Below are 19,761 nucleotides of genomic sequence, written 5' to 3' on the forward strand. Positions count from 1 at the left end.
CAAATTAAATTTCAGCCCATTTCCGCAGCAAGTTAGAGTACACCTTGCACAGGAGATCAAACTCTACGGTCTTTCCCTGCTTTTCAAAAATGCTGTGGCGAACCGTATCTAACTCAAAGAGCAGTTCCCGCTCTAGGGGATCACGAATCAAACTTTGCACCCAGGCAACTGCCACCAGGCGCACCCCCTTACTTACTGCCTCCACGCGATGGAGAAAGATAGAAGGATAAACAATCATTGATCCCGCAGGTAGCTTAAAATACTGCTCTCCTAGGCTGGTATCGAGAACCAATGCCCCTCCTTCGTAGGTCAAAGGATCATTTAGAAAAATCGTTAGGGAAAGATCAGAGCGCCTCAATTGATCACCACTTCCCATCAGGGCATTGTCCATATGGGTACCATAGGCCATGCCTGCCTCGTAGCGGCTAAACAGAAGGGAACCAATCATCTTGGGCTGGACATAGGTTTGAAAGAGCCGATTTCTCCCTAGGGCAGAGCGCACTATTTCCGAGGCAACTTGGTACTCCTGCCCCTCCTGCACCAGTTGTTGATTGTCTTTAACCGTTTTGGCATAAATCCCGGCAGTCCATTTGCCGTCCTCAAACACCCCGGCTTGTAGGAGTGTATTTAGCCGGCTCAATTCCTGAGTGCTGAGTAATTGATCAATTTGCAGTAGCATAGGGTACTTTTCTTGATGGGTATCCACAGGATAGTCATAGGAATCTTTCTGCTCTGCGGGGCAGAGCAACTAGCCTGCCCCATTGTGGCTGCACTACAACTCAAGTGCTCGGAAGAGAGCTTGACTCACAAAAACAAGACAACTTATGACTGCCAAAATCGATAACGACCGCGTTCGCCATATTCACCCCGTTCACCCCGTTCACCCCGTTCACCATATTCACCCCGTTCGCCCCGTTCACCGCGTCCGGCCATCAGGTAAATGCTAAAGCCTCCGGTTGGTTTGCCGCTGACAGCAGTGGCAGAGGCGCCGGGAACAGAGGGAACCCGATAGGATGTTCCTCCCTCTTCACCGCCAGCATTAGGAGTTTGGCAACTAGCTAGGGTCGTTGCTAGCCCTAGGGAAAGAAACAGGCGGACAGCTTGTGAAGAATTCATTGCAGACTACTCCTTAGAATGTTCAATGCTGCGTTTCTTCCCAACCCTAGCAAGAGAAAGTAAAAATCTTGGAAAGGATGCTTATGCCGCAGGCAGCTTGATGACAAATGTTGTTCCCTGATGTTGCTGACTGTAGACACTGACGGTCCCACCATAGTGATCAACGAGTGTCTTAACCACCGTCAAACCTAATCCTGAGCCTTGGGCGTAATGTAGCCTTGCTTCCTCGGAGCGCCAGAATCGGTCAAAAATGTGGGGTAGATCTTGAGGAGCAATTCCAATGCCGGTATCCTGAATTTCAACAATGGCAAAAGCCCCTTGGTTTCTAAGGCAAACAGTGATCGCCCCACGATCGGAAGTGTACTGAAGCGCATTATCTAAAAGATTGCTAAAAATTTCATAAATTTGTTGAGGATGTCCACGGACATAGGTATTAGTCTCGCATTGATAAGTCAGATGAATCCCTCTTCTTTCGGCGCGATCGCGGTTCAGTTCAATTAGTGAATCCAATAACTCATCTAAGTCAATTTCAACCCATTGACTCTGATCCAATATGTTGTTATCCATGCGGGCCAACATCAGAAGCTTATTAATCAAAGCACTCATCTGCTGGCAAGCCAATGAGATAACTTTAACCTTATTTAAATGGGGAGAATCAAGATTATTTAAGTAAATTTCTAGGAGTGAAATAGAAGCTTGAATGGCCGTTAGAGGATGGCGCAATTGATGAGAGGCATCCGCAGTAAATTGTTTGATTTGATTTAGTGAAACAACAATTGGTTCCAGATTTTTACGAGTTAACCAAGATGCCGCAAGGAGTGTCAGCGTGCTAATACATAGGATATTTAATAGAAAAACATGTCTTAAATAGTTAATCTCTTCTTCCAATTCAGCGGTAGATTGTATAACACAGACATAGCCAAGAATTTGACTCTGCTGCCCTGGTTGAATCGGAGTTGCATGTACCGGTAGAAGAAAACGCTGATATTGATTTGCTTCGATGATGGTTCCAGAGGCAGGAAGATCATCGGGGAAGTTGATCTTCCCAAATCTCTTTCCTTCGTATAGAATTAGATTTCTATCCTTATCGTACCACTGAATACCTTGGGAAAGGTTAATTCGAGGGCTCTCTATAACTTCATAGACAGAACTGAAATAGTACTTACCCATTAATTGTGAAACAGTTATTGGCTGTAAAACCCCCAATTCATTTCTAGGGGCATATGCTTTATACTCCGGCCGCTTCTTTAATTCTTCGTATTCATGTTGAAGAATAGAAAAAATATTGGCAGACCAATTTCCCACTTCCCTGAGATTGGTATTTAATTGATTAAAGCGCTGAGCAACAATCAAGGAGTAAATGGTCAATGAAGAAATAGATAAGATGCCATTAATCAGTAGAAAGTATACGAGAAATAGGCGATTTCGCAGCTGACTAAGTTTGCGATTGGAAGTTCGGATTAAGCCGATAGCCAAAACCATAGACAGTCTCAATAAAATTAGCAGGGGCCCCTACTGCTTTCAACTTATGACGTAGGCTTCTTAAGTGGACTTTAACCGTTTCCTCACCTGGCATCTCATCAAAAGGCCAAGCATGATCCACAATAGCTGAGCGGCTCAGAATACGGCTGCCATGGCGCAATAACACCTCTAAGATGGCATACTCTTTGGGTGTAAGATGCAACTCTTGATGGTTGTACATTACTTTAGTGCTATCGAGCTCAAGAACGAGGGCACCCCAGTGAAGAGTAGGGGTGAAGGGTAGTGGCTTGCGCCTCAATAGGGCACGGACTCTGGCCAAGAGTTCAGGGAGATCAAAGGGCTTGACAATGTAGTCATCGGCACCCGCATCAAGGCCAATGACTTTATCGCTACTGGTGTCTCGAGCGGTCAGCATCAGAATAGGAAGTGAGTGGCCTTTTTGGCGAATTATTTGGCAAAAGCTGAGACCGTCCATGCGAGGTAAGCCGAGGTCTAAGATAAGGAGGTCAAAAGGGCTGGCTTCTAAATAGTCAAGCCCCGTCTCTGCATCATGGACACTTTCAACAATGTACTGCTGATGTGCTAGGGATTCGGCAACTAAGCTCGCAATTGTCCTATCGTCTTCGATAATTAAGATTTTCACTTCTGCTGACAATGTCCCTGGTTGGTCTTTTTGTTTTGTTGCGATTGGTGGCGATCGCCGGCTCCCACTCGTAACGGACAGTTAAGTCGTGTATTCAGCGTTAATTTTAATGTAATCGTAGCTGAGATCGCAGCCCCAAGCGACCCCTTGACCACTACCGCGGCCAATACTTACCTCAATCACCACAGGATGGTCAATGGATTGCTGACCACTGGCATCCCTACTGGCGGCGGCTTGCTGAACTAAATAGGCATGGGCAGCAGCGCGATCGAAAGGTAAAGGCTGACCTTGGCGCATCATGGCAATGCCCCCCAGGGAAATGGCCAGATTACTGGCATCAAAGGGCACCCCGGCATAACCCGCAGCGGCAGCAATGCGTCCCCAGTTGGGATCTCGGCCATAGATAGCCGACTTGACCAGCATTGAACTTGCAATGGTTCTGGCCACTTGACGGGCAGCGGTATCATCACTGGCACCGCTCACTTGTACTTCAATGAGGCAAGTTGCCCCCTCCCCATCGCGGGCGATCGCCTTCGCTAAATGTACACAAACAGCCGTCAGCATTTCTTCAAGGCGGGTGGCGGCTGCTCCCGGCTCCGCGATCGCCGGAGTACGGGATTGTCCATTGGCCAAAGCAATTACACTGTCATTGGTACTGGTGTCGCCATCCACAGTAATTTGATTGAAGGAGCGATCGCAGGCGCGCTGTAGCATCTCCTGCCACAGATGGGGAGACACGGCGGCATCACAAGTAATAAAGGCCAGCATCGTTGCCATCTTCGGGTGAATCATTCCCGACCCCTTGGCCATCCCACCAATGCGAATGGTTTGCCCCTCCCACTCGGCTTCAAGAGCAATTTGCTTGGGTACTAAATCTGTTGTCATAATTGCCCGAGCAGCAGCCTCGCCACCACCATCACTCAAGTTTGCCGTCAGGGTTGGCAGCGCTTGGCGCATTTTTTCGAGGGGAATGGGTTGACCAATGACCCCAGTGGAGGCCACAAGCACCATCTCTGGACTGAGCCCCAAGGCCGTTGCCACCATATCCGCTTGGGCCAAAACCGCCTGCCAGCCCTGTTCTCCCGTGGCGGCATTGGCCTGACCCGAATTACACAAAATGGCCTGCGCCGTTCCCTTGGTTTGTAACCGCTGCCGACAGTAGCTGACGGGTGCGGCACACATATGGTTTGTCGTAAATACCCCAGCGGCGATCGCTGGCACATCGGAAACAATCAATGCCAAATCCGGTGCTCCTGAAGCTTTGAGTCCTGCCGTTATTCCCGCAGCTCGATACCCTTTGGCGGCAGTCACACCACCTGTAATTCGTTGCCAGTGGCTCATAGCGTCGTCAACAAGAGAATCGTTGCGATTATATCAGGGGTATTTCCCAAAACCGCAACTGTTAAGGTTTCTACAGCAGTCTAGGGAAAGATTACGACTCAAGGCGCAAAGTCGTTCGGGAATCGCTCCGGTTGCCGGCAAAATGCGGCGATTCAGCTAACTCAAGTTGTCGTTGTTATTTGCTCAGGTTCACTGTTGCTTTAAGGGGTCGATCCACCAGGTTCAAAAGCCAATAGGGGGGAATCTATGCCTCGGCATCGAGCACCAATTGCAAGGGGCGATCCTAAGATTATCAACAAGGGTAATATCTAGCCCAGGTTCACTGTGAACTGAAATTACAACCAGTGGTTAACAGCGCAGGGTTGCCCTATCACCAAACATTGGCATTAAGACCGGCAGCAGTTGGGTAATCCAGGTTTCGGGGGCTATCTCCCAACAGCCATCTTGATCAGTCCCCCCCGCACTGGTTCAATAGGGTCATCTTCCTCCCAAAGGCCTAGCTCAACAGTGATAGTCCTCAACGCTGATTTGCATTAACTCCGGAGATAGGGTTAATGTGCAGGTCATCGGGGTCATGATTCACCCTTGCCGTTGCTTAGCCCGTATTGCGCATCCCCGCTGCTATGCCATTGATGGTCAAGAGTGCCCCCCGGAGCAATTCACCCCGACCATAGCGGGAGCGCAAAATTGCCCCAGAGGTAGTTTGGCTATTGTGCTGGCGCAGCCGTTTCAAAAGAGATACTTGCAGGAACCCCAAAGGAACAATGGTGCGATTGCGCAGTTGCACTGATCGCTGAAGCGCCGGATCCCCATCGAGTAGCCGCTCATGGCCAGTAATCGTGAGCACTAATTCCGTGGTCAGGCGATGTTCCTGAGCAATCTGATCGTAGAGGCGGAAGAAGGCTTCACGGTTTTGGGGCTGGCTGAGTTCTTGGACATAGTAGCGGGCAATCTCTAGATCGACCTTGGCAAGGGTCATCTCAACCTTAGAAATCACCATGCGGAAGAAAGGCCATTTGTAGTAGAAGTAGCGCAAGAGGGAAAGATGCTCAGCGGGTTTTTCCTCAAGGAATTCCTTTAGGGCAGTACCCACACCATACCAAGCCGGCAGCAGGAAACGGGTTTGCGTCCAACTAAAGACCCAAGGAATTGCCCGCAGGCTCTCAAGGGTTTTCTTGCCCCCCCGCCGTGTTGGCCGTGAGCTAATTTGCAGTTGGCTAATCTCTTGGATTGGGGTGACTTCGTTAAAGAATTCAATGAATTCTGGCTGCTCATAGATGAGATGGCGATAGCACTGGCGCGATCGCGTGGCCAACTCCTCCATAATCTCGTGCCAAGGCTCAATTTCATCAATACTACTGCGCAGCAAACTAGCTTGGATTACCGCTGTGGCCACTGTTTCGAGGTTAAAGAGCGCTAGTTCCGGCAACGAGTATTTGGAAGCCAGTACCTCCCCTTGCTCAGTAATCTTGATTCGTCCCTTAATCGTTTGCGCTGGCTGCGCCAAAATCGCTGCATAGGCAGGTCCACCACCCCGACCCACTGAGCCACCCCGACCGTGGAAAATGCGCAGTTGGAAGCCAAAATTCTCAGCAATTTTCTGGAGCTGTTGCTGCGCCTTGTAAATTTCCCAGTTGCTACTGAGAAAGCCGGAATCCTTATTGCTGTCGGAATAGCCCAGCATGACCTCCTGCAGAAAGGGGGTACTGTTGCTTCCAAGATAGCTCCGGCAAAAGGGGAGAGAGAATAGTTGCGTCAGCACCGCCGGGGCGTGTTTGAGATCTTCGACCGTTTCAAACAGAGGAATGGCTTGCAGGGTACTAGCTCCAGTGGCTGGATCAAAGAGGCCTGCCTCCTTGGCAAAGAGGAGTACCTCCAACAGATCGCTGACCTCGTGGCTCATGCTGATGATGTAGGTATTGCACAAATCGGTGCCAAATTCCTGCTGGAGTTGCCGCACCATGCGGAATGTTTCAATGATTTCATTGGTGCGATCGCTAAAGGGGAGTTCCCCCGGAATCAAGGGGCGACGGGTCGAGAGTTCACTGAGGAGCCAGCGAGTGCGTTCGGTTTCTGAGAGTTCTGTATAGGGACAGGGGAGAATACCCAAATAGGCGGTAATTTCATTGAGGGCCTCAGCGTGACAGGTGCTTTCTTGGCGAATATCCAAGGCTGCCAAATTAAAGCCAAAGACCTGCACTTGGCAAATCAAGTCATCCAATTCGCGGCAGGCCAGTCCTGTTTCCTTGAGGTTACGCTGAATTAGCAGCAATTCTGCCAAGAATTCTTCACCGTGGCAGTAAAACTGCCCATTATTTAACTCTTCCGCCTCATGGCGGCGAATGCAGTAGGTTTGCAGCGCCCGGTTGCGATCGCGGGTATTTTGCAGCCGTTTGAGCACATAGGCCAGTTTCAGGCGGTAGGGTTCCTGCCGATAGCGCACCGCATACTGGTCATAGATACTAGGGAGTTGCCGCTGATCCTGCTCAAGGGAATCTAGCAAATCCGGCAGCACATCGCACCAGTGCAGGGACAGGCTGAGCAAATTGATTAAGCGCTCAACGGACTTAATATATTCCTCAAGAACTAAGTTGCGCTGATAGCAGGCGGTTTGCCACGTTACTTCTGGTTTGACATAGGGATTGCCATCGCGATCGCCCCCCACCCAAGAACCAAAGCGGCAGAAATTGTGACGGGGGGGCTCAAGCGTGGGAAAGGTTTCATGCAATGACTGCTCCAGGCGCCGATAGAGCTTGGGAATGACAGCAAAAATTACCTCCTTGAAGTAGTGGAGGGTGTATTCCACCTCATCAAGCACTTCCGGCTTAAATTGGTGCAACTCATCCGTGCGCCACCAGAGGCGAATTTCCTCCATCAGTTGTGCCCGTAGAGTTTGGGCATTCCAATCCGTCAGGTGTGCAGAAGCCCCCTCTAGCACATCCAGTTGCTCGAGTAATCGGGCAACCCGCCGCTGCTTATCACGAATTGTTTGCCGTACAATCTCCGTCGGGTGAGCAGTAAAAACCAGCTTAATGTCCAGTTGATCCAAAAGCTTTTGAATATGGCGCGGCGGCACATTCAGCATCTGCAGCCGAGGAAAGAGCCAAGCAAAGGAACCATACTGCTGAGTAGCGGGAATGGCTTCGTAGAGACTATGCTCTAGGCGTTCACTCGGCCCACTGCGCACAGCCGTTGCGTTGGCAGCATTATGAGGCAGCGGAAAACCTTCACCACTGACACCGGAAATCGGTTCACTCATGACGCTGCGGCGCCGCAATCTCTCTTGGGCAGCGCGTTCGCGGTTGTATTGTTGTTCGTAGTGCTGCTCAACGATGTTAATAATTTGAAAGTAGAGGTTAAAAGCACGGGCCGCTCTAATGGCTTGATTGAGTTCGAGGGATTCAATGACCTTGAGCAGTTCCCCTTCTGGGGCATGGAGCACATGACCTTCTGGCGAAGAGAGAGCACCTAAGCGCCGCAATAGATCAACCAATTCTTGACCCGATTCTGCCGCCAAGACATCGACCAAGACCTCTTCCACCAGTCGCAACCGTTCCTGTAGGGTACGGGCTGCTAAACTTTCACTTTCAATTAAGCGATCGCGATTGGTCGCATCGAGGACTGATGTCATATTTACCCCAGTCTGCAAACATAATACTCCCTACTTTACCCAATCCTGAACCAGGGCGGCACAACAATTGATAACAGGCCTACTAAGGATTTGTTAACAGTTCTAAGCGTTTTTGCTGCTGAGAATCAGTTCTAGGTGTTGCAGGCGATCGCGAACGCCATAATTCACCAAAGTAAGGCTTTGCAGACGTTCTAACCAGCCGGCGGTAATGCCATTGAGGTACTGAAGTAAGGGCCAACGCTGGCTCAAGGGGGCAAATAGCTGCGGCCAGCGGGCATAGACCAGCCCATGAATCCCTTGTCGCTGTCGCAACAGGTGCTCTGGCAACCAAGAGAGTTTTTTACTTTGATGCTGGGAAAATACCGATAGGGAAGATGCCAGTATTAGGCGATCGCCCCGTTGCCCATAGGCGGCGGCCACATCAGAGACCAAGCCTGTCCTTGTCTGCGGGTCAAGCATCAATTTTACCCAAGCGGTTACGGGTTCTTTATCCAAGACTAAGCGATTGACCTCATAGCCATTGGCACGGGCAAGATCATCCAACTGGTGCAGCAGCGTCGCCGTTTCTGGGGTATGGGTCGTCTGCCACAACCATTGCCAGTGTTTATCGGCTAGATACCAAAGGGCAAGGCAAAAGCGATCGCTGGCCAAGGGAAAAATCTGGCTAGTCAAGTCCACCGGTATATCCGCCGTCAAATCCTGTAGCAGTGGGCTGACAATATCATCCCCTTGGGGAGTTTTGCCAAAGCGGTAATCGGCCAAAGCGGCAGTGAGTTGGCTATAGCCCTCTGGCAAGTGAGCACCCGCCACCACTACCGTGGGAATCGGTTCTGGGAAACAGAGGGACTCAAGGTCGAAGGGATCAGAGGCCAGTGTTACATCACTGGTGCGGTGCAGCAGCATTTGCAGATGTAGCTCGTTGCCTTGTGCCTTTGCGGCTAAAAGCAGGCGATCGTAGGTGGGTGCCAGTTGGCGCCCCTCAGAACTCAAAGATTGCAGGTTGACATAGTAGAGGGCTGTAGGTTCAGCCTCTAATTGGGGCCGCGCCACTTGATAAAAAGTCAATCCCGCAAGATGACCATCCGCGGTTACCGCTGCCCCTAAGCTAGCGGTCATAGTCTCCACATCCGAAGCAAGGAGCAGGCGATCGCCGAGACGGGCTGTCACCAAGTCCTTGCCCACCTGCAGGGGGATATTTTGATAGACTTGCACCTCAAAGGGATGCCCCTGCCAGTAGGTCTCCCAAAAAGCCGTTGCTGCTCCTAGGCGCTTCAAGGGCAAAATCCACAACTGCCGCGGGGATGAACACACTTCGGGGCAGGGGAACTGGGCAAGCGTCACCCCCTCCCCCACCCAATCATTGATTTCAGACCAGGACAAGCCCCAATGAGCAAGTTGGGATGTCCAAAAACGCGCCGCCCAAAAATGTAGGGGATCGCTACTGGGAGGTTGATTGAGCTTGAGGACACTCTGGGCTTGGCGCGGGACAAAGATCAGGTCATCGCTATCGGCAGCAAAAGCTGGCTGGCCACACATTAGAAACAACCAGCAGAGGATAAAGACCAAAAGGGATGACCATAGCGATCGCTGGTGCAGTTGCATCAGTGCCCTCAATGTGGCAGGCCCAATTAGCGATTGGTGACAGTGGCCGCGTCCCGCGCGGTCAAGCGCTCATAGGTAGCCCGCATTTTCAGGCCCGTTAGCACTTGGAATAGACCCGACCCATTATCGGAACCCGGATAGTCACGGTGCTTTAGCAGTAGTTCCGTCACTTCGCCGTAGTGCTTGGTGGAAGTATTACTCAGGTGGCTTTCAATGTAGATGAGTTCATCGAGTTTTTCAAAGCGACCGTCCACTTCTAAGACCGAAACGGGGTGACCATAGTATTCATCAGGTCCGTAGCTGAGGCGGATGCCCGGATAGGAGCAGGTGAGCTTACGACCGCAGGGAATCCAAGTAATCGTTGAACCTTCATCAAAGAGATAAACGGGCTCAAAGCCGGGGATGCCTTCCCGTTGCAGCATCCGTACCCGCAGGATATTGCCGACTTTTTCCTCTTTGACTAACTGGGTCGGTAGAATTTGCAAAACCACGTCAGCGTACTGCTTTTGGGGATCGATATAGGCCATGAAGTCAGGGCGACGGGCGTTGATGGAGGCAATCACGTCTTCATAGCTATGGCCCCGCTCAGCCATGTCGCGCTTGATCTTCCAAGCAATTTTTACATCGTCACTGATGTCGAGATAAACACTGAAGTCAATGAGCGATCGCACCCGTTCATCATAGAGGGGATGCAGGCCTTCAATCACAATCACGTGGTTGGGATCCACCTTCTCCGGCGGATCAATCGTCCCCGTTTCGTGGTTGTAGATGGGTTTCATGATTGATTCGCCATTTTTGAGAGCCTTGATCTGCTCATACATCAGATCAAAGTTGTTGGCGCGGGGATCAAGCGCCGTAATCCCCATTTCTTTCCGCTGCTTGCGATCCAGACTGTGATAGTCATCCAAACAAATCACAGTCATAAAATCTTCGCCAAACAGATCGGCCAGTCGGCGCAAAAACGTTGATTTACCACAGCCGGAGTCTCCAGCAACGCCGATGAGAACCACACGGTCTGGCTTACTGCTCATAGCTGACGATTCCCTTTGCTCGTAGAAGTGGACATCCCCTCATGGGGTGGTTCAGTATACCCTTAACTGATATTACAAGGGTGGTGTCCCTCTGGGATAGTTTTTTGTGCAAAAAGAGGAACCTTCTGGTCCACAGGGGGGATGGGTGGTTGTTCTCGGGAAGAGTTTGGGATAAAGTAGTAGATTGCGAAAGTTCATCCTAGGGATCACCATGGCCTGCCCCAAAAAGAAAACCTCAAAGTCCAAGCGCAGTATGCGCCGTGCTGTCTGGAAGCGCCAAGCTGCCCTTCAAGCACAACGTGCCCTCTCGATTGGTAAGTCTATTTTGACTGAACGTGCCCAAGGCTTCTACTTCCCTGAAGCCGAAGAAGAGAACGAAGACGAGCAGGAGTAATCATGGCCACCCCTACAGAGCCGAGCCGCACCCCCAAACTGGAAACCCCAAAGTACGGCTTTAATACCTTTGCTGAGCGGATTAATGGCCGTGCAGCGATGGTGGGTCTGGTGGCTCTTTTGTTGTGGGAATATTGGACAGGAGAGGGCTTGCTCCACTGGTTGGGCTGGCTCTAGGGGACGCCTTTAGCACTGTGTTGCATGATTCCCTACAACCTCAGTGACCCCCGCCTCTTTGGCATTATGGTTGGGGTAATGTTTTTGATGGTCGTCAGCCGCCTATTGCTAGTGGCTGGCTTTTTTTCGCTGGTATATGTCGTGGCTTGCTGGACGCCCCTGAGGAAACGACGGATAAATTTGCGGCCTTACAAGCGGGGGCAGTTTTGGCACGAGTTTGGCTGGTCATTGCTGACAGCGGCTATTTTTGCCCTGGCGGGGGCGATCGCCGCAGTGATGTGGCAGCGGGGCTGGACAGCGGTTTATCTGGAGTTAAATTCCCTTTGGGACTATATTTACTTTCCCTTGAGCATTGGCCTTGTGCTACTGCTCCACGAAACCTATTACTATTGGCTCCATCGCTGGATGCACCAACCGAAAATTTATCGCCGTGTCCATCGGGTGCATCACCATAGCATTGTTGCCTCGCCCTGGACTGCCTTTTCATTTCATCCCTGGGAGGCCTGCTTACAGGCGATTTTTCTGCCGCTGATTATTGTGCTTGTGCCACTGCACCCCTACGCTATCGTGATCCAGCTGAGCCTGATGACGGTCTCCAGTGTGATTAATCATCTAAACTTAGAGATCTATCCCCGTGGCTTTGCCGAACATTGGTTGGGGCAGTGGTTGATTGGAGCCACCCACCACAGTTTGCACCACTGTCAATTTCGCTGTAACTATGGCCTCTATTTCACCTTCTGGGATCGGTGGTTGGGGACGGAGAGTCGTGATTACCTGCCCCTGTTTCGCGATCGCACCCAAGGCTGAACTCAGGATGAATTCTGCATAGGCCCATTGGTGAAGGCGTAGGACAGTCTGTCTGGTTCAGTGGCAGTGAGATGGTCAAGGCACTTTCCTTTCCCAGGATGGCGGAGCGACAACATCCGCTGATCCAACCGTTACTCACCCTTTCCGATGCGGAGTTGATCAGGGCCTTTCAGGATCAGCGCGATCGCGGCTGCTACTTCGTGGCTCTCTACTGTCGCTACGGCCCCCTTGTATATAGTGTTCTGCAACACCACGGGCGATCGCCTGTACAGGTGGACTATCTTTTTGCCAAGGTGTGGCATGGCTTATTTTTTAGCCTTGACCTTGTGGAATTTACCCCTGAGGGCGTGAAAGTGGGGGATGAGGAAGCTCGCTCCCTGCGCAATTGGATTGTCAACCGCACCGCCGCCCTCATTCAAGAGGAACTTCCCGGCATTGAGCACATTACCTATGTCCTTCGGGATGCACCAGTGCCCCTTTGGTGCTATTTGGAAGCCAGCCTTGCCTACCTGAGTCCCCTGAGCCGCCTAGTGCTGGTGACAACCCAAACCTTTCACTGGAACCTTGAGCGCCTGCGCGCTTACCTAGAAGTTCAAGGGGAAACCTACAGCCTTGAGGAACTCAACCAGCATTTAGAGGAAGGCTTAGCACGCATCGTGGAGTATCTGCCAGCGGATATCCGCCAAATTTACTTAATGCCCGATCGGAAGTCGGAGGAACCCTCCACTGCTCAACCAACTCTTGAAGAACTCTTTCCCAATAGCGTTGAGGAGGTGGGTGCCCCTCTCGATAGCTCCGCCGCAGCAAGAGTCGGCGAGGCGACTGAGACGACGGGCAGTATTGATAACCTACTGGCAGAGTGGGAGCGGATTCTCTCCGGTTGACATGATTATTTTCTTATTATTTTCTTAAAGGAATCTAATAAGGCTTTGGGCTAACCCCAAGACCTTACCTGATATGCTAGACTCAATTTATTGAGAAAAATTTCTAACAAGGTCTTACTTCTATGGGTCTGGGTGTCGTTGATTTGCCGACATTTTGCCTTGAGGGCACGGTTGAAGAGATCTTTTACAAGAAGGGACTGCCCAAGGTCGTGATTTTGAAAACCCTCACGGGAACAGTCTGGATCAAGCTGGAAAAATCGCTACGACGCGAATTAGCACAACTCCCCAAGGTGGGCGATCGCCTGCGGCTAGAAGGCACGGTCAAGGATAAGTACGATGGCTGGGTCAAGCAATACCAGGCAGACCATTTAGAATTTTTAGCAACGGCTCAAGCCACAGTGGCAAGGGGTTCTCAGCCCTGTAGGGTGCTCATTTGTCAAAAATCCGCCTGCTGTCGCCGGGGCGCCAAGGAACTCTGGCAAGAACTAGAGGCCCAACAGCTCCCCATTACCCTGAAAGCGACAGGCTGTATGGGGGAATGCAAACGGGGACCAGCGGTGGTTGTCCTGCCCCACAAAAAGCGGCTCACCCGTGCCAATGCCCAACAGATTCGCGAGCTAGTTTGCTCGAGTGAGGCTTAGGGAATTCAGAACAACGGCAATCGAACTGATGGCCATACAAGCGGCCGCAAGTCCAGGCGTGAGACTGAGTCCCCACAGGGGTAACCCAACACCGGCTGCAATGGGTAGACCGACGATATTGTAGGCTACTGCCCAAAAAAGATTCTGCTGAATTTTGCGGAAGGTGGCACGGCTGAGGGCCAGCACGGTGAGCACATCCTCCAGATGATTGCGGGTGAGGATAATATCTGCTGCTTCAATGGCCACCTCTGTACCAGTGCCAAGGCTAATCCCCACCTGAGCTGCCGTCAGAGCGGGGGCATCATTCATGCCATCCCCAACCATCGCCACTGTTTTGCCCTTGGTTTGCCACTCCTCAATGAGGGCTAGCTTTTGCTGGGGTTGCAGATCTGTGTGGATATTGGCTGGGAGTAGGCCGAGGGGTTCTAGGAGTTGTTGGGCTGCTTTGGCGGTGTCGCCCGTGAGGACATGAATCTCATAGCCTTGGGCTTGCAGGGCTTGAATGGTGCTCACTGCCTCTGGGCGCAGGCGATCGCGAAAGGTTACCACCGCCATCAGCTGGCGATCGCAGGCCAAGGCCACATGGGTTTCTACCGCTAGGGAAGGGCAGTCAATACCCTGATCACGCAGCCAACTGAGGCGGCCCGCTTGATAGTGATGCCCCTCAATCCAACCGCTCATCCCCAGTCCAAGGGCAGTTTCCAGCCCAGTCACCGTTGCTAGTTCTGTTATCTGGTTTGTCGCAGCCCATGCCTTCTGAATCGCCACTGCAAGGGGATGGCGACTCTTGTGCTCTAGGCTGGCCAGTAGGTAGAGGACGGTTTCTAAGGAGGACTGCCCGTACAGGTGGATCTCTGCAACTTCGAGTTCACCCGTTGTCAGTGTGCCCGTCTTGTCAAACACAATCGTGTCCAACTGTTGAGTGCGCTCGAGAACATCGCCACCGCGAATAATTAAGCCTTTGGCAGCGGCATGACTGGTGCCCACAAGAAGGGCGATCGGAGTGGCAAGGCCAAGGGCACAGGGACAGGCAATCACCAGCACACTTAAGGCCAGCTTTAGGGGCAATAGGGACGTGTGATTGGTTATTTCTGGGAAGACATGGGGGGCGATCGCACTCCAAAAAACAGCGGTGCCTGCCGCTAAGAGCAACACTCCATAGCCAAAATAGCCAGCCACCACATCTGCCATTTGCTGCACCGGTGCTTTGCGATTTTGTGCCTGCACCACGAGCTCTAAAATCTGTCCCAAAAATGAGGCACGGCCACAGCGTTCTACCCGTAGGGTAACGGCAGCACCAACATTGCGACTGCCCGCTAGAACGGATGCCCCCACGCCTTTGACTACCGGTAGAGATTCCCCCGTGAGCATGGATTCATCCACCAAGGTTTCCCCGGTCACAATGATGCCATCGGCGGGAAAGGGTTCTCCAGCATCCACCCACAGCCAGTCTCCCACCTGGATACGACTGACGGGAATGGGCCAGCGATCGCTAGCGGTCAAACTCGGTTGCCATAGGGCCTGTTTTGGCTGCAGGGCGAGGAGCGATCGCAAGTCCCGTTGCGCCTGTTGACGTACTTGTTGCTCCAGCGATCGCCCCAGCAAAATAAAGCCAAGGATCATCACCGGTTCATCAAAGAAACACTCCCACCCCAAGGCCGGCCACAGCCACGCCACCGTACTGGTGAGGTAAGCCCCCAAGGCGCCAAGAGCCACCAGCGTATTCATATTCGGGCACCCTTGGAGGAGGCCGATCATCCCTTGCCGCAAAATCTCCCACCCCGGCAGGACAAGGGCAATCGTCGCTAGCCCCCAGTGCCAGATCATGGCTTCTAACATGGACCAGTGCCCCGGCAGCAGATCAATCCCGTGGCCGACGCTGGAGAGAATAAGGAGTATAAAGGCGATCGCCAACCTTGGCAAAGAGGTTTCCTCAGAGGCCGTGGGCAGTTCCAAAAGGGCATTGGCTTCTGCAAGGGTGGCTTGAAAGCGGCCTTGGTTTAGGGTCTCAACAATAGCGATAGGGGTTGTCTTATTGGGGGAATAGGTGACAACGGCGGTTCCCGTCACTAGATTCACTGCCGCAGCATCTACGCCCGGCTGCTCTTTTAACTGATTTTCCAGCGATCGCACACAGCCAGCACAACGCAAGCCGCTCACCCGCAGAATTGCCACCTCAGGGGCTTGGGAATCAAGACTTGAACTTAGGGACACGTCAACCCTCTCCAAAGAGAACTACGTTAAATTACGTTAAATCTCCTAACTGCGTCCCCACCGCCTATTGTGGCACGTTGGTTCTGAGATGTCAGAGATCAGGGGAAGCTATCCTAAAGGAATACAGTTTTCACTAGAGATACAAGCAATGGTAGCTGCCAAGGAGACGGGCGATCGCTATTTCACACCAGAAGAATCCTTTAAGAATACTTTGGCTGGACAGAGCAGCAGTTGGCAGGGCATGAGCTAATTCATGGTCGTGTCTATACGCCCTGCCAAAGTGCTCTTGCTCGCAACGGCAGCCCACGATCGCGGCAAAAGGTTTGATCTCTACCGCCGCAACCCCGACGTCGTGGATTGTGTGCTGGCTAGCTGAGAGGAAATGGCAATCGACATCTATCCATCTATCCAAGAAACAAAGAAATGAAGTGGGGGATTGCTGCTACGCTGCTACCGCGCTGGCGATCGCCTCGAATCGAGAGGCATGATCTCAGGGTGCCCCTTGAGCCCTTTGATAAAGATACTGACCTCTCTCTCCCGGCAGTAGGTACCACCGTAAAAGGGTGAACGACTTTTCCGGTGGACGTCGAAGCTATCAAAATAGGTATTCTTTGAGAGGAGAGTAAATTCAAGGAGTACCAGACATGTTACCGCTAACGGTGAGTCGCCTCTGGACAATTAGCCGTAATGTTTTCAATGAAACACTGCGAGAGCGGGTTCTTTACGTCACTGCTGTTTTTGCCATTGGCCTAGCTTTAGCGATTGTGATTTTGGGACAGGTCTCAGCAGGAACCCAAGACAAAATTAGCCTTGATGTGGGGATGGCAGGAATTTCCCTCTTTGGCTTGCTGATTGCCGCCTTTGTTGGGGGTGGTTTGCTCAATAAAGAAATAGAAAAGCGCACGATTTTGGTGATGTTGGCGAAACCCATCAGCCGTGCGGAATTTATTATTGGCAAACATTTGGGCTTATCGGCGGTTCTGCTAGTACTGGTAGCACTGATGACGCTAATTCTGTTTATTCTCATGAGCTTGAATCAGTTTGCCTATCCCACTGGTCCTTTGATAGTGAACTCTTTCTACATTGCGCTGCAACTAGCCCTCCTGACGGCAGCCGCTTTGCTTTTTGGTAGTTTCACCAGTTCCTTGATTGCCACGCTCCTAACCGTGGCACTGTACTTTATGGGGCACTTTAGCCAAAACTTGGTCATCCTCAGCCAAAAGATAGAGAGTGACACCGTACGGCAACTGATGCAGTTTCTCTATCTGATCTTTCCCGATTTATCCCGCTTGGACTTTAAGAATACGGCGGTCTATGGAATGCTGCCGTCTGTACCGGAACTTGTGGCCAATGCCTTTTATGGCGTGATTTATACGGTGGCCCTGCTGGCGATCGCCACCTGGATTTTCTCTCGTCGCAACTTTTAGCAAAAACTCGCAGCCCATTTGTTCAATTGTTCCCTCAATGGGCTATGATAAAGCTCTGGGAATCTTTGCCCGTGTAGCTCAGTGGTAGAGCACACCCTTGGTAAGGGTGAGGTCACGAGTTCAATCCTCGTCACGGGCTTTGTTTAAGGCTGTTGCAGCCAATAGTTGATCGCCAACACGAGGGCCAAAAGCACGACCGTCCAGCGTAACAGCACGGGGTCGACCGCGCGGGCAAATTTACCCCCTAGCAATCCGCCAACAATGGTGGCGATCGCCATCCCCCAAGCCACCGGCCACACTACCTCCCCAGACACAACGAAAAATGCAGCAGCAGCAACATTGATCCCAAAGGCCAAAATTTGCTTCAAGCCATTGAGGCGCCTCAAGCTTTCCCCGAGAACAACGCCCAGCACCGCTAGCAAAATCACACTCAAGCCGGCACCAAAATAGCCACCATAGACCGCCGCCAGAAATACAAGGGGAATGGCTCCCACTTCAGACCTGTCTGGAACACTGATCCGCTGCAATAACCAGGCCCGCACCTGCTCCTGAACCCCCAAGAGAACAGCGGCCAAAAGCAGCAAATAAGGAATTAGGGCATTGAACAGTGCCTCGTTGGTGTGCAGCAGTAACATTGCCCCCGTCATCCCCCCGGCCACTGCCGTGGGAAAGAGCCAACCAAGGCGCCGTTGCTGACCCTTGAGCTCTTGATATTGGGCCACTGTCGCTCCCAAGTAACCGGGAACCAAGGCAACGGTGCTGGTGAGATTGGCAACCACTGGCGGCAAGCCGATCGCCACCAAAGCTGGAAAACTAATCAGTGTTCCCCCACCAGCAATAGCATTGACAAAGCCCGCCACCAGGCCCGCAACGGTAAGGAGCCCAATCTTGCTGATCATACCCCTGAGTGCGTAGAGGCTAGGAAAGGTAGCGTTGGATAGTCTCGCGGTACTGACTCTTGGGTTTCATGCCAACAATTACCTCTAGGAGTTCCTTATTTTTGAAAAGTTGAATTGTGGGGGTACTGGTCACCCCCGCTTGCTCGGCGATCGCGCTGTCCTCAGTGATGTCAATTTCAATAAGCTGTACTTTGCCGTCGAATTCCTCCACCAATCGATCCAAAATGGGCTTGAGAGTATGGCACGGGCCACAGGTGGGGGAAACATATTTCACCACCAGGAGGCGATCGCTTTCGTGGAAGAGTTTGCGCAAGGCATAGCTACCCCGATGTTTAATGGCATTGGGATCAAACTCCTGTTCTGGCGAGGCAGTGGGTTTCGTGGTTGCTGCGGGCTGGGTCGCCGTTGCCGTTTGGTGAAACTCCTGAATGAGCCCCCGCGCTGAGAGCCAACGTTCTGCATCAAGGGCTGCCATACAACCACTGCCTGCTGCTGTTACGGCTTGGCGGTATTCATGGTCTTGAACATCCCCAGCAGCAAAGACCCCCTCCACATTCGTTTGTGTCCCATGGCGAGTGACGATATAGCCGACGCTATCTAGCTCCAGAAAATCCTTGAACAGTTGGGTATTGGGGGTGTGACCAATAGCATAGAATAAACCCCGCACCGGCAAGAGGGATTCTTCCCCTGTGGCTTTATTGATCATCCGCAAACCCGTCATTAAGTTGCCATCGCCAAGGATTTCCCGTGCTTCGGTTTGCCAGTGAACTGTAATTTTAGGATTGGCAAACACCCGATCCTGCATGGCCTTACTGGCTCGCATTTTGTCACTACGCACCAGAAGATGCACGTGGGAGCCATACTTGGTGAGATAAACTGCTTCCTCTGCCGCACTATCGCCGCCGCCAATCACCGCTAACTCCACATCCTTGAAAATGGGCGTTGCGCCATCACAAATGGCACAGGCGGACACGCCCTTCGTCCAATACTGCTCTTCACCGGGCAAATGGAGTCGTTTGGCCGTGGCGCCCGTACAGATAATCACGCTGTGGGCATAGACTTGCCGCTCCGCTGAGCTGATGAGAAAGGGGCGTTGACTAAAATCCACCTGAATCACATCTTCAGTCACCATTTCCGTGCCCCAGCGCTCCGCTTGCGCCTTCATCCGTGCCATCAGTTGTGGCCCTTGAATACCTTCGGGAAAGCCGGGAAAGTTTTCCACTTCAGTCGTGGTCATAAGTTGGCCACCGGGTAGCCCCCCAATTTGATAGCCCTCAAACATAAACGGTTTCAGGTTGGCACGGGCAGCATAGATAGCTGCCGTGTAGCCCGCAGGACCAGAACCAATAATGACAACGTTTTCAATCCGTGGCGGTGTCATGGCTAAAATAAACTCGAAACGATTATGAGTTATTTAATTTTAGCTTGATTTTCCGCGGCAAACAAGGGGAGCATCTTTGGGCATAATGAAAC

Annotated in this window: 18 protein-coding genes and 1 tRNA gene; 8 read left to right on the forward strand and 11 right to left on the reverse strand. The window is 51.9% G+C overall.

Going from position 1 to position 19,761, the window contains the following annotated elements:
* Window positions 1–4 precede the first annotated feature (4 nt).
* From NK55_RS06330 to NK55_RS06365, 8 genes are all read right to left on the reverse strand, one after another.
* Entirely contained in the window at window positions 5–679 is a 675-nt protein-coding gene (locus NK55_RS06330) for a Fe2+-dependent dioxygenase (protein WP_041429631.1), read from the reverse strand.
* A 143-nt stretch (window positions 680–822) separates the two neighbouring features.
* The gene (locus NK55_RS06335; RefSeq protein WP_024124942.1) at window positions 823–1,116 is read right to left on the reverse strand and encodes a hypothetical protein; all 294 of its coding nucleotides are present in this window, start codon (window positions 1,114–1,116) and stop codon (window positions 823–825) included.
* Between the two features lie 81 nt (window positions 1,117–1,197).
* Window positions 1,198–2,598 carry a cell wall metabolism sensor histidine kinase WalK gene (locus tag NK55_RS06340; RefSeq protein ID WP_024124943.1) on the reverse strand — a complete coding sequence of 467 codons (1,401 nt, stop codon included), beginning with the start codon at window positions 2,596–2,598 and terminating at the stop codon, window positions 1,198–1,200.
* Window positions 2,552–3,241 (reverse strand): response regulator transcription factor, encoded by a 690-nt coding sequence (locus NK55_RS06345; RefSeq protein WP_024124944.1) that lies wholly within the window; start codon window positions 3,239–3,241, stop codon window positions 2,552–2,554. Before NK55_RS06345 ends, NK55_RS06340 begins: the two co-directional genes overlap by 47 nt.
* Window positions 3,242–3,322: 81 nt before the next feature.
* Complete coding sequence (gene argJ / locus NK55_RS06350; RefSeq protein WP_024124945.1) at window positions 3,323–4,582, reverse strand: bifunctional glutamate N-acetyltransferase/amino-acid acetyltransferase ArgJ; 1,260 nt, start codon at window positions 4,580–4,582, stop codon at window positions 3,323–3,325.
* A 595-nt stretch (window positions 4,583–5,177) separates the two neighbouring features.
* A complete protein-coding gene (ppc, locus tag NK55_RS06355; RefSeq protein WP_024124946.1) occupies window positions 5,178–8,213 on the reverse strand; it encodes a phosphoenolpyruvate carboxylase in 3,036 nt (1,011 codons plus the stop codon).
* Window positions 8,214–8,315: 102 nt separating this feature from the next.
* On the reverse strand, window positions 8,316–9,815 hold the full coding sequence (locus NK55_RS06360; protein WP_024124947.1) for a DUF3352 domain-containing protein: 1,500 nt from the start codon (window positions 9,813–9,815) through the stop codon (window positions 8,316–8,318).
* A 26-nt stretch (window positions 9,816–9,841) separates the two neighbouring features.
* A complete protein-coding gene (locus NK55_RS06365) occupies window positions 9,842–10,846 on the reverse strand; it encodes a phosphoribulokinase (RefSeq protein ID WP_024124948.1) in 1,005 nt (334 codons plus the stop codon).
* Between the two features lie 211 nt (window positions 10,847–11,057).
* Here NK55_RS06365 and NK55_RS06370 point away from each other — a divergent pair, with 211 nt between their 5' ends.
* The 5 genes from NK55_RS06370 (at window position 11,058) to NK55_RS12420 (ending at window position 13,748) form a co-directional block, all read left to right on the forward strand.
* Window positions 11,058–11,240: a 50S ribosomal protein L32 gene (locus tag NK55_RS06370; protein ID WP_024124949.1), complete on the forward strand. Its 183-nt coding sequence runs from the start codon at window positions 11,058–11,060 to the stop codon at window positions 11,238–11,240.
* Window positions 11,241–11,242: 2 nt separating this feature from the next.
* Window positions 11,243–11,416 carry a hypothetical protein gene (locus tag NK55_RS13685; protein WP_011057753.1) on the forward strand — a complete coding sequence of 58 codons (174 nt, stop codon included), beginning with the start codon at window positions 11,243–11,245 and terminating at the stop codon, window positions 11,414–11,416.
* A 24-nt stretch (window positions 11,417–11,440) separates the two neighbouring features.
* Complete coding sequence (crtG, locus tag NK55_RS06380) at window positions 11,441–12,223, forward strand: 2,2'-beta-hydroxylase CrtG (RefSeq protein ID WP_024124950.1); 783 nt, start codon at window positions 11,441–11,443, stop codon at window positions 12,221–12,223.
* 71 nt (window positions 12,224–12,294) lie between these two features.
* Window positions 12,295–13,107, forward strand: coding sequence for a hypothetical protein (locus NK55_RS06385; RefSeq protein WP_024124951.1), 813 nt, complete (start codon window positions 12,295–12,297; stop codon window positions 13,105–13,107).
* Between the two features lie 122 nt (window positions 13,108–13,229).
* Window positions 13,230–13,748 (forward strand): hypothetical protein, encoded by a 519-nt coding sequence (locus NK55_RS12420; protein ID WP_024124952.1) that lies wholly within the window; start codon window positions 13,230–13,232, stop codon window positions 13,746–13,748.
* On the opposite strand, the gene NK55_RS06395 is transcribed toward NK55_RS12420, so the two are convergent.
* Window positions 13,725–15,962 (reverse strand): cation-translocating P-type ATPase, encoded by a 2,238-nt coding sequence (locus NK55_RS06395; RefSeq protein ID WP_024124953.1) that lies wholly within the window; start codon window positions 15,960–15,962, stop codon window positions 13,725–13,727. The genes NK55_RS12420 and NK55_RS06395 overlap by 24 nt on opposite strands.
* Before the next feature lie 253 nt (window positions 15,963–16,215).
* Between NK55_RS06395 and NK55_RS14015 the strand changes: the two genes are divergently transcribed.
* The 3 genes from NK55_RS14015 (at window position 16,216) to NK55_RS06405 (ending at window position 17,528) form a co-directional block, all read left to right on the forward strand.
* A complete protein-coding gene (locus tag NK55_RS14015; protein WP_024124955.1) occupies window positions 16,216–16,338 on the forward strand; it encodes a hypothetical protein in 123 nt (40 codons plus the stop codon).
* 268 nt (window positions 16,339–16,606) lie between these two features.
* A complete protein-coding gene (locus NK55_RS06400; protein WP_024124956.1) occupies window positions 16,607–17,389 on the forward strand; it encodes an ABC transporter permease in 783 nt (260 codons plus the stop codon).
* A gap of 67 nt (window positions 17,390–17,456) precedes the next feature.
* Window positions 17,457–17,528 (forward strand) — tRNA-Thr (locus tag NK55_RS06405).
* Between the two features lie 4 nt (window positions 17,529–17,532).
* Here the strand turns inward: NK55_RS06405 and NK55_RS06410 are convergent.
* Complete coding sequence (locus tag NK55_RS06410; protein ID WP_024124957.1) at window positions 17,533–18,288, reverse strand: sulfite exporter TauE/SafE family protein; 756 nt, start codon at window positions 18,286–18,288, stop codon at window positions 17,533–17,535.
* Between the two features lie 19 nt (window positions 18,289–18,307).
* Window positions 18,308–19,669: a thioredoxin-disulfide reductase gene (gene trxB, locus NK55_RS06415; protein WP_024124958.1), complete on the reverse strand. Its 1,362-nt coding sequence runs from the start codon at window positions 19,667–19,669 to the stop codon at window positions 18,308–18,310.
* Window positions 19,670–19,761: the final 92 nt, after the last annotated feature.

The organism is Thermosynechococcus sp. NK55a (assembly GCF_000505665.1).
Taxonomy (GTDB): domain Bacteria; phylum Cyanobacteriota; class Cyanobacteriia; order Thermosynechococcales; family Thermosynechococcaceae; genus Thermosynechococcus.

Coding starts and splice junctions, on each gene's coding strand:
- trxB (WP_024124958.1), bottom strand. CDS start 19,669: ATGACACCGCCACGGATTGAAAACGTTGTCATTATTGGTTCTGGTCCT.
- ppc (WP_024124946.1), bottom strand. CDS start 8,213: ATGACATCAGTCCTCGATGCGACCAATCGCGATCGCTTAATTGAAAGT.
- NK55_RS06335 (WP_024124942.1), bottom strand. CDS start 1,116: ATGAATTCTTCACAAGCTGTCCGCCTGTTTCTTTCCCTAGGGCTAGCA.
- NK55_RS12420 (WP_024124952.1), top strand. CDS start 13,230: ATGGGTCTGGGTGTCGTTGATTTGCCGACATTTTGCCTTGAGGGCACG.
- NK55_RS06365 (WP_024124948.1), bottom strand. CDS start 10,846: ATGAGCAGTAAGCCAGACCGTGTGGTTCTCATCGGCGTTGCTGGAGAC.
- argJ (WP_024124945.1), bottom strand. CDS start 4,582: ATGAGCCACTGGCAACGAATTACAGGTGGTGTGACTGCCGCCAAAGGG.
- NK55_RS13685 (WP_011057753.1), top strand. CDS start 11,243: ATGGCCACCCCTACAGAGCCGAGCCGCACCCCCAAACTGGAAACCCCA.
- NK55_RS06400 (WP_024124956.1), top strand. CDS start 16,607: ATGTTACCGCTAACGGTGAGTCGCCTCTGGACAATTAGCCGTAATGTT.
- NK55_RS06330 (WP_041429631.1), bottom strand. CDS start 679: ATGCTACTGCAAATTGATCAATTACTCAGCACTCAGGAATTGAGCCGG.
- NK55_RS06385 (WP_024124951.1), top strand. CDS start 12,295: ATGGTCAAGGCACTTTCCTTTCCCAGGATGGCGGAGCGACAACATCCG.
- crtG (WP_024124950.1), top strand. CDS start 11,441: ATGATTCCCTACAACCTCAGTGACCCCCGCCTCTTTGGCATTATGGTT.
- NK55_RS06340 (WP_024124943.1), bottom strand. CDS start 2,598: ATGGTTTTGGCTATCGGCTTAATCCGAACTTCCAATCGCAAACTTAGT.
- NK55_RS06370 (WP_024124949.1), top strand. CDS start 11,058: ATGGCCTGCCCCAAAAAGAAAACCTCAAAGTCCAAGCGCAGTATGCGC.
- NK55_RS06360 (WP_024124947.1), bottom strand. CDS start 9,815: ATGCAACTGCACCAGCGATCGCTATGGTCATCCCTTTTGGTCTTTATC.
- NK55_RS06410 (WP_024124957.1), bottom strand. CDS start 18,288: ATGATCAGCAAGATTGGGCTCCTTACCGTTGCGGGCCTGGTGGCGGGC.
- NK55_RS14015 (WP_024124955.1), top strand. CDS start 16,216: ATGGTCGTGTCTATACGCCCTGCCAAAGTGCTCTTGCTCGCAACGGCA.